The organism is Endoryza foliicola, assembly GCF_050589245.1.
GTDB lineage: Bacteria > Bacteroidota > Bacteroidia > Chitinophagales > Chitinophagaceae > Endoryza > Endoryza foliicola.
On record NZ_JBOBEW010000008.1, the window covers coordinates 215,895 to 228,544 of the forward strand.

The window sequence follows — 12,650 nt, forward strand, 5'->3', positions numbered from 1 at the left end:
GAATTAAGAATTAAGAATTAAACAGCCGGAGCCAATTAATAATTAAGAAGTAATAATTAATAATGAAACAGCCGGCAGTCAGGTTGATTGAATATCGGAGACTAATCTGTGAATCTGTTTTAATTGGTGGTATCTGTGGTGAAAAAAAAGAGGGAAGATGCTGGAAATACAACAGTCCACACTAATATCTTATCCTCTAAATCTTCGATTAGTTTACTTTACCGCAAAGAGAGGACGGGCGCAAAGATTCGCAACGAAAGTCTAAGAGGTTAGTGTTTTAACGCAAAGTCTTAGTTGTCTTGAGTGCAGCACACTGTTTTTAGTTGGGCTGCGCCGGATGGAGGCCTGCGGCCAGCGCGGTTGGCAGTCAGGTTCATTATATATTTTTCCGCCTTCGGCGGAAATAAAAAATAACAAAAGAAGATGAGAGAAAGCCTAATTCCTCCGTGCCTCCGAAACTCCGTGGTTTGTATTCCCCGCGCAGCGGTCTTTGCGCTCTTAAGCAAACGACTCTTCGAAATTCATACTGCCAAAAACTTACATTCATAAAACACTCTCCAACCTTCAACCACCATTCCTTTGCGTTCCGGCTGTTCCCCGCGTAGCGGCTCTGCGTCTCAAGTAAACGAATCTTCGTATTTCAAACCGCCCAAAACTCAAATTCATAAAACGCTCTCCAACCCTCAACCTGAATAACTCTGCGTTCCGGCTGTTCCCCGCGAAGCGCCACAATTTCTCCTTCATTTATTTTGATACTAATGATTCCGATGTATCTTTGCAGTGCTATTTGTTATGGAAGACGATCATGCGATATTAGTCTACTCTTTCCATTACTTCCTTCGAAGCACAGCAAAATCATCCCCTCAAAATTTGTTCAGTACTTTCAATAAATGTCGAAAGATATTGCTATTGACTAGTCGTTGTTTGCAGCGCTTATTCTTGCCACATACAATAAAATTGTTTCTATATGGAAATCGAAATCCTTTCAAGGATACAGTTTGCATTTACCGTATCCTTCCACTACATCTATCCACCCCTAAGCATTGGCGTTGGATTGATACTGGTTATAATGGAAAGCTTGTACTTAAAAACAGGCAATAAGGTTTATGAGAACATGACGCGGTTCTGGATCAAAATTTTTGCCTTGATTTTTGGTTTGGGTGTAGCCACGGGAATTATCATGGAGTTTGAGTTTGGAACGAACTGGGCTACCTATAGTAAATATGTGGGCGACATCTTCGGAAGTGCCTTGGCAGCGGAGGGTATTTTTGCTTTTGCATTAGAGAGCGGCTTTTTAGGAGTACTGCTGTTTGGCTGGAACCGCGTTGGTAAGGGTGTTCATCTGTTTTCAACCATCATGGTTTTTTTGGGTTCCATGTTTAGTGCTGTTTGGATAGTGGTAGCAAACAGTTGGCAACAAACTCCTTCCGGTTATCATATTGTAGGAGAAGGAATGAATGCAAGAGCAGAGATCACTGATTTCTGGGCCATGGTTTTCAACCCCTCCAGTGTAGACCGATTGATGCATGTATGGCTGGGGTCTTTTCTTGCCGGAGCCTTTCTGGTGTTGAGTGTGAACGCCTATTACATTCTCAAAAACAAATACCTTGAAATTGCCAAGCCTGCTTTTAAAATTGCGCTTACGGTTGCAGCTTTCACGTCTTTACTTCAATTGTTTGCCGGACATAGAAGCGCCGATGGCGTCTCCAAAAATCAACCCGCCAAACTTGCAGCTTTGGAGGGTCATTATGATAGCAGTAGTGTAGCGGATTTGTATCTGTTCGGATGGGTGAATCAAAAAGAGAAAAAGACATCGGGTTTAGCAATTCCGGGTGGCTTAACATTTCTGGTGCATCAAGACTTCAAAACGCCTATTAAAGGATTGAATTCCTTTGAAGAGGGAACCAAACCAACACAGATCAATGCTATTTTTCAGTTCTACCATATTATGATCGCTATTGGAATGTTGTTGATTGGGTTGAGTTGGTATGGAATGTTGCAATGGAAACGAGGAAAGCTGTTTGAACAGCGATGGCTGTTGCTAGTATTTGGCTGGGCGGTATTGCTACCACAGATAGCCAATCAAACCGGTTGGTTTGCGGCAGAAATGGGTAGACAACCCTGGGTGGTCTATGGCCTATTGAAAACATCGGATGCCTTATCGAAAACAGTCAAAGCAGAACATGTACTTACTTCGCTGATCTTGTTCACACTCGTTTATGCTACTCTATTTGTATTGTTTCTTTATTTACTGAATCGAAAGATCAAACATGGACCTGAAGGATTTGATCATTATGAAGTAGATGAAACAGTGTCGAGTTTGAGAACCGGCTCCTTGAAAGACCCCGGTACAGCAACTCTTTAATAAACGTAAATCGAATTATATGTTTTTAGGAATTTCTTACAATGTTTGGTGGTATTTAATCTTTGGTGCGGTGATCACCGGATATGCCATTCTAGATGGATTTGATTTAGGTGCCGGTGCGCTCCACTTATTTCTGAAAAAAGAAGAAAGCAGAAGAATAGCCTTGAATGCCATTGGTCCGGTTTGGGATGGCAATGAAGTTTGGTTGGTAATTGGAGGAGGTGCTTTGTTTGCCGGCTTTCCGGTAGCGTATGCAACTATCTTTTCTGCCTTTTATTTACCGGTAATGATTTTTTTAATTGGACTTATATGGCGGGCCGTTGCCATTGAATTTCGAAGCAAAGAACCTTCACCACGCTGGAGAATGAGTTGGGACTTTGTGTACACCTTTGCCTGTGTAATAATAACCTTAAGTTTGGGATTGATGTTGGGAAATATTGTACAAGGATTACCTCTTAATGAGAATAGTGAATTTACCGGTGATCTTTGGTACTTCTTCAATCCTTTCTCTATAATGGTAGCCATTACTACCCTGGCTTTGTTCATGATGCACGGTGCTATTTATTTGGCCATGAAAACGGAAAATCGATTGTATACAAAGTTGACAGTACTGGCAAAGAATTTCAATGTGTTCTTTTTAGTGGCATTCAGTATCACAACACTATACACGCTTTTATACATCCCGCATCTCAGCAATACCATTAAAAGCAATCCACAGTATTTCATTATACCGATGCTAATGTTCTTAGCCATTGCGAATATTCCTCGCCAGCTTAAGAAAGGAAACTACCGATCGGCCTTCTTTAGTTCGGCCATTACTATTGCAGGATTGTTGATAATAGTAGCCATTGAAGTGTTTCCCAATTTGGTGTTGAACATCAGCAATCCGGATAAGAGCATCACGGTGAACAGTGCGGCCTCTTCTCCTCAAACCATGAAAACATTGTTGTTGATTGCGGGCATAGGAACGCCGTTAGTGGCATTGTACACCGGTTTTGTATTTTGGACTTTTAAGGGGAAAGTGAAATTGGATGAAATGAGCTATTGAGTAATTAAGAATTAAGAATTTCCAATTAATAATAGAATAGCCAGGAAACAGGAGGGAGGAAGGAAGATGGAGGATAGAGGAAAGAGGCTGCTTTTGCTTTGCAAAACTAGTTGAGCTTGTCCCGTGAGGAACGATACAGTACGAGGCGATAGCCAATACGGTAAGGGAAGAAAACAGAAAAAATTCAGTTCTTCAAAGCACCGTTGCATAAGTTTCGGTGAAGTGACGGAGAAGAATTTAAGAATTGATAATGCCTTTAAGAAACAAGATGCTGAAATACTAGATCAATTTGTTTAAAATAGCAAACTTGATCAATGCTGCCGTGTTTTGAAGCTCATATTTAGCCAGCATGTTCTTTCGGTGTGAGCTTACAGTTGTAATATCAATGAACAACAAATCAGCTATTTGTTGGTTGGTTAATCCATTCGCTATTTGCTCTAAGATCTCTCTTTCACGTCGAGTCAGTTTGGGAATTCCTGAATTTTCTTTTTGCTTTAGGAGCTGAGCTACTGTTCCACTGAAATACTCTTTTCCACTGTCTACTTTTTTGATAGCAGTTTCAATTTCTTGTTGAGAGGCGTCTTTCAACAAATAACCATCAGCACCTTTATCAATCATCTTTCGAATAATAGCAGGTTCATTGTTAACACTCAATGCGATTATACCTATTTCAGGATGCTTTTGCTTTAACCACGAACAGAGTTCAAAGCCATTGGTGTCAGGAAGATTGATATCTAGCAGTATGATATGCGGCTTATTGCTTTTTAAGATTCGTTCAAGCCCTTCTTTGGTATGCGCATGTTGTGATATCGATATTCCCGGATGGTCATGAAACATCGATCGGATGCCTTCCACAATTAGTTGGTGATCTTCTATTAATACAACTTGAATCATGCCAATGGAATAATAATATCAACGGATGTGCCCTTGCCGGGTGCAGATTGAATATCCAAATTTCCTTTCAAATAGTTCACTCTGTTTTTAATATTTGCAAAGCCAATGCCCGATGCCTGTAAAAGCTGATTCATTTGAAATCCTTTTCCATCATCTTCAAATGTAAGGTGCAGCTGATTATCGTCGACCGCCAATTGAATCATCACATTCTTGGTTTGCGCGTGCTTTATACTATTATTAGTAAGCTCTTGTACAATTCTATACACTGCAATCTTTACCTCGTTATTAAGTTCTTTGGATTGGGTACTGATGAATTGAAAATTAATATCTAACACATTTGAGTTGTTCAGTTGTAAGCAATAGCCCTCTAACGCTTCTTTTAAACTCAAATTGATCAAACTTTCCGGCATCATATTATGAGCCACTCTGCGCAACTCAGTAATCGATTGATCGAGCAAACTCATGCTCTTGTCAAAAACCTCCAAGGTTTCTTCGCTAATAAAAAGCTTTTCTTTCATAGCATTGAATGAATATTTAGTACTCGATAAAATACCCCCTAAGCCATCGTGTAAATCTTTTGCCAACCTGCTTCTTTCTTCCTCTTGACCCATTAAAATGGCTTGTGTAGCATTCAGCAACTGTTGTTTCTCTAGATCTTTGATTCTCTGTTCTGTTAGAGCTAATTGTTGCTCATTGATCTTTTGTCTGTTTCGGTACAACCTGTAACCGAAAAATAATAGAGCTGCAAGTAGCGTAATCGCTACTATCAACCATAAAGTCGTCAGCTTCTGTTGCTTTAGTTTTCCGGTTTGCGTTTCAAGCAAAAGATCACGCTTATTCAATTCATAACGCTGGTCGGCTGAAGAAACAGCTTTTGCAACGGTTTCGTTTACAACTAGGCGTGAAAGAGAATCGTATCGCTCAAAATAGATTGCTGCTTTCTCGGGGCTCTTATATTTTAACAAAATCAATTTTGCATAAAGAAGATTGATCTCTGTTTGCCGCGGAATCAACTTCAAACTATCAGCTTTTACTAAAATCCCAGAAAGAATTCGTTCTGATTCATCTAAGCGGTTCAAATAAAACAAAGCAGCTGCTTTCCAATACGAGGCTACAATGTTCTGATCTTCACTTTCAATTTTTGCTGCTAATTGCTCTAGATCCAGAGATACTTTATAGGCATCGGAATACCTTCCAAAACTAATGGCATGATTGCATTCATTTTGCAAAGCAATACTCCAATCAATATAGTCGTCCAAGGCTTTGGCTCTTTCAATTATTTCTCTGTTTATTCGTATAGCTTCACGGGTTCTCCCTAAACTCCAGAGAATCATCTCCTTATTCACCAATGCAGCTACATAATAGCCATCCGCTTTGGGTTTAATTACTTCGATAGCTTTATCGATATAAACGAGTGCTTTATCGAACTGATTCAACTTTGCATAAATGGTAGATAAGTCGGAATAGGTATTCGCGAGTTTCACAGTATCGGCGAATGACTCGAAAATGGTCAATGCTTTAAAATAATAATCAGCTGCTTGATCAACTGTTTGCATTAACGCGTAGGTATTTCCTATATTCTCATACATAATTCCGAGACGCAGGTTGTCTTTCTTCTCTTTCGCCAATTCAACGCCTTGAAACAACAGCTCGAGGCATTTGGAGTACTCTCCTTTCATATTATAGATCTCGCCTTGGCTGGAATAATATCGAATAATTCCTCTAGTAAAACCACTCTTCTTACTCAGTTCAAAAGCTTGCAAGTAGTATTTGCTTGCTTCGTCGAATTGGCTATAAGCATAAAGGTCTCCAATACGATTGTACAGGATCACTTTTTCTGAATCCACCGTTTTCTTGGATGCGAGCGTCAACATACTGTCGCGTTGTTGATCAACCGTTTGTCCATGCAATTTGCAGGCAAGTAAAAGGGTTAATAGGAAGGCCGCTGCTTTCATTTCAATGCTTAAAGTTCAAAAGTACTAGCTAGTATAAGACCAAAAATTCCCCCTTTAGGGGTAAATGTGAAACGGGGAGACGGAAATAGTTTTGTTTACACAAATTAAGATATGAAAAAGATAGCACTTCTCCTTTTTTCGGCAGCCTTTATTGGAAGCAGCAATGCACAAAACGACAACTATAAGGCCTACAGCAATTATGATTTTCAACCAGGCAAGAACATTATTTTCGAAGACGATTTCAGTTCGGATATTGATGGAGAGCCTCCGCAAAAGTGGAAAATAACAGGAGGCCAAGTAATCATCAATAAAAAAGAAGACCGCAACTACGCGAATATTCTAAACTTCTATACTACCCTCACTCCAAATATTAAAATTGATCCAAAAGCAAAGGTTAAGACCTACATAACAGACACCTTCACCATAGAATTCGACTTTTATCTTGACGAACGTTACGATAGCAATAACGGCCCATACATCGCTTTCCAAAACGGTGGAAAAGAACTAAAATCGGGAGTCTATACAAGTCGATCCCACATTTCTATTAATAATAATGGCGAAAACCGAGAAATTGCCTTGCCCTCCGAATTAGCAGAAAATTTTCTGAATAAATGGCATCATTTGGCTATCGCTTATCAGAAGGGATTGATGAAAGTTTATATGGACCAGTTCAGAATTGCCGTGATCTCAGACATGACGATTCCAACGGCCGGATTGGTTCTTGGCGGAGATGCCAGCGAAGGCTTACCAATGCTTTGTAGCAATTTTCGATATGCACAAGGGGGCAATATGATCAGTTTGGGAAAGAAATTCACAGATACTAAGATCATTGCTTATGGGATTCAATTTGACTACAATAAAGCATCCATTAAACCGGAAAGTATGGGAACAATCAACGCCATTAAAAAGCTATTGGATGAAAATCCCGATTTAAAATTTGAAGTAGGTGGGCATACCGATAGTGACGGTGAAGATGCATACAACCTAGACTTATCACAAAAAAGAGCAACTGCTGTTCGTGATTTGCTCATTAAACTGGGAATCAATGCAGGAAGACTCAGCTCAAAAGGGTATGGAGAAACCAAGCCATTGAATCCAAATATTACTGCCGACGACAAAGCGAAAAACAGAAGAGTTGAATTTGTGAAACAAAATTAAGCATCATGAAAACAATCCTACTTTTCTTAATGCTGTTGTGGACTCCTACTGTAATCGCTCAACAATATCCTAATTCGCAATTTAAAAGATGGAATGAATGGGGATGTCCAGAAGACTGGAACTGCAACAATGATCAAGACTGCAAAGGCAAAGTAAGAATCGCAGATAAGATTAATGGCGGAGTTTTGTTGGAAGTACAACATTGTTTTGATCTTAAAAAAACCGATCGAAGCAACAATGTAAACATTAGCTATGACGAACTTACTGCCAAAATTAATAAGGGCAAGAAGGTTACAGTTCGTTTTCAATACAGTTTTACACCAAAAGGAAGCGATCAAGCATATGTAAAAATTGATGCTGATTTTGACGAAGAGATCAATCAGAGCTTTCCTCAATTTTTGTACGGAACGTCAAAAGATGGATGGCTAAAGCCTGCCCAGAAAATATGGATGGAATGCAAGTTAAACTTCAATCCGAGTGGGGTCAATTTTATTGCACCGCAGCATTGCTTTGCAAATTCTATTCGAACAACCTTTGGAATAATGCCCGGAAAAAACGATGAAGATGTTACCAAGGGAAGTCAACTCACTATACATCAAATTGTTTTAAACATTGAATAATCACGTATGAAGCTATTTCTTACAATTGGCCTGGGGTTGCTAACAGTTGCTTCGGCCTATTCTCAACGTCCTACCACTACTCAAGAAAAAGAAGAAGATGCAAGAATTTTGAAAACACTTTCGGCAGCCATGCCGAAAGAATTGCAGGGAGCCTTGGAGCCTGCTGAACGCAGCTGGGGAGTAAGCGACTTAGGCGGAACATCAGGGTTTATGTCGGATATGAACTTTAGCACTCGAAATGCTTTTCCGCATCAATATACAATTGCCTATCAGTACACAAAAATACCTGCGGGTTTAGAAAAAAAATTTGAAAAGGCTCAGTTGGAGAATAACATAGAATATTTAACCGGCATTAGCAATTGCGAAGTTGAAATCTATATCAATGAACTCCCGGCGATGAAAGAAGTAGGAAGTAGTTTTGTGAAAATAAACAATGCGTACTGTCAAAATGCATACCGCGATTCTAAAGCCGCGGAACAAACGTATCTTTTTTTTGGGCCATCTTGGTCAGTAAAATCTGAAGCCATTGCAGGTGAAGATGTATTCGGAAAGCCCAAAACAACGTATTCGCTGAAAGCCAGTCACCCGATTCATCCGGGAACTGAAGTGCAATGGATTGTAGTAAGCATTTCAGGGCATTCAGATATTGCAGATCCGATCATGAGTAAAATTGATTGGAAAAGTGTTGCTCAACTGATAGGCACAGGAAAATTTAAAGACATAGAAGAGGAAACTCCACTGAAAAAATTCACCGTAGAGAATCCAATTCCGCCTGTGCAAGGAAACAATACACTTTCGTTCACCTATACAGATGAATCCGGAAAACAAAAGGAATTTTCCATAAGTTCCTCAGTGCACGATCGAAAAAATTGTGTACTCATTCGCAATCACCACGAAAACAGAAAAGTATTGGAACATGCGCATACAGACTTTTATATTGAAGATGACCGAGACCACAACCAATTGTTCATGATGAGTTTGCCTATTGTTAGAACCACCGGAACAGTAACGGCAAGTTTCGATAGCGACTATGATTATCAAATAATGTGGCGTGGCAATCCAGACAATAATCATTCCTTTACTGCTAGCTCCGTTGAAATCACCATTACAAAATGGGCTCCGGTTGGGGGCTTTATTGAGGGGTATTTCTCAGGCACCGCCACAATAAAAGACCACAATAATGGAACAGATGAGCTTCCTACTTATACCATTAAAAACGGAAAATTCAGGATTCGTAGAATGCCTGATGAACTAAAATAACAAACCCATGCGACAGTTACTTCTTCTACTATTTACAACAATTACATCAGTATTGGTAGCTCAAAACCAACAGCCTGTTTACGACTATGAAAAACATGGTGTGGATGTGCAGGCTTCGCAACTCTATTTGGAATCAGACAAATCCATCGTTGAACTAAATGAAACGTTTAATGTGAAGATTATTATGGTGTTAGCATCGAAAGAGGACTACGCACCTTATACTTTCAACTATCGTTATAAAGACCCAAGTGATGCGCCTTGGACTGTGGGAGAATTCAGGATTATTAGTGGTGGCGGAAAAATAGTACTAAAAGAAAATGAAGTGGCTCAAATTGTGGCACCTTCTGCAATGCCCAAGGAAAAAGCGATGCTTATTCAAGTAACGCTTATTCCCAGGCTGAAACAATACCAACAGGTGCAATTGTTCACCACAGTTTACTTAGCAGACAATGACAATGTATTTTATTTCGACTGTCCCGCTCTCAACATAAAACAAGAGAAATACATAGTTAAACAAAATAGCGGTGCTAATATGATGATTTCAGGCTCAACTCAGCATGATGCGAAAACTTTGAATGAGTCTGTAGATGCACATCAGAAAGAGGCACTTAGGAAACTACAGGCTAAAAACGCGGCTGCAGTTATGGAGAAAAAAGGGTACGATCTATCTGCGCTCACTTCAAACTGCAAAGCAGTTTATTCCAAAGAAGAAAACACAACTGTCATAACCATTCAGGGCGATTCAGTGGCAATGATGGCAGGCAATTTAGTTAGAATGAAACGGCCCTTTCTGATCACCTGTAGCTTTACCGGAAACTCAACGGGTAGATTTCCATTAAAATTGGCCAAGCAAAATACAATCGCCATAACATTTCCCATGATGATGAAAGCTTGCAGCTGCGCCGATGATCCGGAAGAGAAAAAACGAAGAGACGAGGCGGGAGAAAAGGGACCTACCTGTGACGGCGGGGCTGTAGTGATTACCGACTACAATCCGAAAGAGGGATTTGTAAAAGGATATTTTTTAGGATCATTGGAAGGTGCCGATGAAAAGGGAACAATCTTCTATGGCCGTTTACACGGGAAATTCAAAGTAGCCTTGGCAAATTTTAATCAATAATTAATCCCTTCCAATTATATCTATTTGATTACAAACACATTGTATTAGGTTCTCGAAACTGTTGTTTTCTGGAAATGCTCGGTGTTTTACTACCTTTGCTAAAAAATAGCGCGTAGATGAAACCCACGATTCTATTGGTAGAAGATGAAATAAAAATAGCCGACAGTATTAAACGAGGCCTCGAGGAGCAAAACTATTGGGTAGAAAAATATGGTGATGGCGAATCAGCGCTAACTTTCTATAGAGAAAATCACAAAGTTGATTTAGCCATTTTAGACATCAATTTGCCCAATATCAATGGTGTACAAGTACTTCAACAAATCAGATCCATCAATCAGAGTTTGCCGGTAATTATGTTAACGGCTCGCAATGATATTGCTGATAAAACCGATTCGTTCGAAACGGGTGCAGACGATTACATTACAAAACCTTTCGAGTTTCAAGAGCTGCTGCTGCGTATTAAGGCCTTATTGAAAAGGTCTACGATCGTTGATCCCATCGTTGAAAATAAACTATCGATCCGCGATTTAGAAATTGATCTCAATACAAAACAAGTGGTACGTAGTGGTGCCGTTATTCCGCTCACCAGTAAAGAGTATTCGCTCCTACTCTATTTTGTACACAATAAGAATACGGTGTTAAGTAGAAGAGATATTGCCAAGCAAGTATGGGGAATTGATTTTGATCGAGAAACCAATGTTATCGATGTTTATGTCAATTTCTTACGTAATAAAATCGACAAAGGGTTTGAATCAAAGATCATTCACACTCAGGTAGGAATGGGCTATATTGCGAAAGATCGAGACGAATGAAATTAAAAAACAAGATAGCGCTCATCTTTACCGGAAGTGTTAGTGTACTTACACTAGTATTTTGCCTGTTCATTTATGCTCAAACCGATACCGATGTACATCGGCAGTTTCAGCGTAGGCTTCGCAACAAAGCCAATACTACCATACAAATATTCCAAGAGTTCTTTCGAACCAATCCAGAAATTCTAACACGAATTGATCGGTCTACCATTGTTAATCTACCCGACAAAACCATTTCCATCTTCAATTCCAATGCGCAACTGATCTACCATTTCAGTGATAGCAGCAGGAACCTCTTTCAAGCTGAACGCAGTTTATATGAAACCGGAACTGATATTGATGAAGCAAATGCAGATGAAGGAGAAAGGCGCTTTATACTGGAGCATTTTCAATACGAAGGCACCAAACATACCGTCATTGTTTCAGCAATCGACCCTTTGGGTGTGGAGCGATTAACGGATATCAAAAACGCCTTAACTATAGGTGGTTTATTGATTATTGCCATCACTCTTTTACTCAGCAGGTTCGTGGCTTCTTTTTTAACGAGGCCCATTCGAACATTCATCACAGAAATGAATTCTATTCAAAGATTCAATCTGAAGAACCGGATATCACTCGACAACAAATCGAAGGATGAACTTTCCGAACTCGCATTAACATTCAACGATCTCATGGATCGATTGGAGCAGAGTTTTCAAATTCAAAATCAGTTTATTTCCAATGCTTCACATGAACTGTGCACACCACTAACTTCTATTTCGAATCAGTTGGAAGTAACCTTGCAGAAACAGCGTGCAACAGAAGATTATCAACAAGTATTAAAATCTGTTTTCGAGGATGTAAAACACCTGAACAAACTCACCACAGGCCTTTTAGAAATGGCCCGCTCTAGTGAGTCAAAAATAAAAATTGAAATCGCTACCTTGAGAATTGATGAAGTATTGATGCGTGTAGTAAATGAAGTACAATCGATCAATGAAAACCAAGTACACTTAGACTATCTGGATATCCCTGAGGAAGAGGAAGATTTGGAATTGTTCGGAAACAGAGATCTTCTAGAAAGTGCCATCAAGAATGTGGTACTCAATGCCTGCAAATTTGATCCCAATAAAAGTGCAACTGTAACCATAGGCTTCACAAAGAACGATATACAAATTGATATCGCTGATAAAGGTATTGGGATGAGCAAAGAAACCATCAAGAACATATTCGAACCTTTTTATCAAGGACCCACAGCTGCGCAAAAGAAAGGATTTGGCTTAGGTCTTTCAATTGCAAGAAACATTATTAAATTTCACAATGGAAAAATCCTCGTCACTTCGGAACCCAATTCCGGAAGTGTTTTCCACATTTCTCTTCCTAAAGCATTAAGAACGAATGCATAGCTATTCTTTAATGTCCTTTTAATTATTTTTTGG

At 39.5% G+C, this 12,650-nt stretch carries 10 protein-coding genes; 8 read left to right on the forward strand and 2 right to left on the reverse strand.

Going from position 1 to position 12,650, the window contains the following annotated elements; all coding sequences use genetic code 11:
* Positions 1-967 precede the first annotated feature (967 nt).
* Complete coding sequence (locus ACQ2HE_RS17655; RefSeq protein ID WP_430900856.1) at positions 968-2,365, forward strand: cytochrome ubiquinol oxidase subunit I; 1,398 nt, start codon at positions 968-970, stop codon at positions 2,363-2,365.
* Positions 2,366-2,384: 19 nt separating this feature from the next.
* Complete coding sequence (cydB, locus tag ACQ2HE_RS17660; protein ID WP_430900854.1) at positions 2,385-3,413, forward strand: cytochrome d ubiquinol oxidase subunit II; 1,029 nt, start codon at positions 2,385-2,387, stop codon at positions 3,411-3,413.
* Positions 3,414-3,692: 279 nt separating this feature from the next.
* On the opposite strand, the gene ACQ2HE_RS17665 is transcribed toward cydB, so the two are convergent.
* Both ACQ2HE_RS17665 and ACQ2HE_RS17670 read right to left on the reverse strand, forming a co-directional pair.
* Complete coding sequence (locus tag ACQ2HE_RS17665; protein ID WP_430900852.1) at positions 3,693-4,307, reverse strand: response regulator; 615 nt, start codon at positions 4,305-4,307, stop codon at positions 3,693-3,695.
* A complete protein-coding gene (locus tag ACQ2HE_RS17670) occupies positions 4,304-6,262 on the reverse strand; it encodes a tetratricopeptide repeat-containing sensor histidine kinase (protein ID WP_430900850.1) in 1,959 nt (652 codons plus the stop codon). The genes ACQ2HE_RS17665 and ACQ2HE_RS17670 overlap by 4 nt, the downstream gene beginning before the upstream one ends.
* A gap of 111 nt (positions 6,263-6,373) precedes the next feature.
* On the opposite strand from ACQ2HE_RS17670, the gene ACQ2HE_RS17675 reads away from it, so the two are divergent.
* From ACQ2HE_RS17675 to ACQ2HE_RS17700, 6 genes are all read left to right on the forward strand, one after another.
* Complete coding sequence (locus ACQ2HE_RS17675) at positions 6,374-7,420, forward strand: OmpA family protein (protein WP_430900847.1); 1,047 nt, start codon at positions 6,374-6,376, stop codon at positions 7,418-7,420.
* Positions 7,421-7,425: 5 nt separating this feature from the next.
* Positions 7,426-8,040: a hypothetical protein gene (locus tag ACQ2HE_RS17680; protein ID WP_430900845.1), complete on the forward strand. Its 615-nt coding sequence runs from the start codon at positions 7,426-7,428 to the stop codon at positions 8,038-8,040.
* A 6-nt stretch (positions 8,041-8,046) separates the two neighbouring features.
* On the forward strand, positions 8,047-9,300 hold the full coding sequence (locus ACQ2HE_RS17685; RefSeq protein ID WP_430900843.1) for a hypothetical protein: 1,254 nt from the start codon (positions 8,047-8,049) through the stop codon (positions 9,298-9,300).
* A 7-nt stretch (positions 9,301-9,307) separates the two neighbouring features.
* Positions 9,308-10,420 carry a hypothetical protein gene (locus ACQ2HE_RS17690; protein WP_430900841.1) on the forward strand — a complete coding sequence of 371 codons (1,113 nt, stop codon included), beginning with the start codon at positions 9,308-9,310 and terminating at the stop codon, positions 10,418-10,420.
* A 116-nt stretch (positions 10,421-10,536) separates the two neighbouring features.
* Entirely contained in the window at positions 10,537-11,232 is a 696-nt protein-coding gene (locus tag ACQ2HE_RS17695) for a response regulator transcription factor (protein WP_430900839.1), read from the forward strand.
* Positions 11,229-12,617 carry a sensor histidine kinase gene (locus ACQ2HE_RS17700; RefSeq protein ID WP_430900837.1) on the forward strand — a complete coding sequence of 463 codons (1,389 nt, stop codon included), beginning with the start codon at positions 11,229-11,231 and terminating at the stop codon, positions 12,615-12,617. Before ACQ2HE_RS17695 ends, ACQ2HE_RS17700 begins: the two co-directional genes overlap by 4 nt.
* The last annotated feature ends 33 nt before the right edge of the window (positions 12,618-12,650 follow it).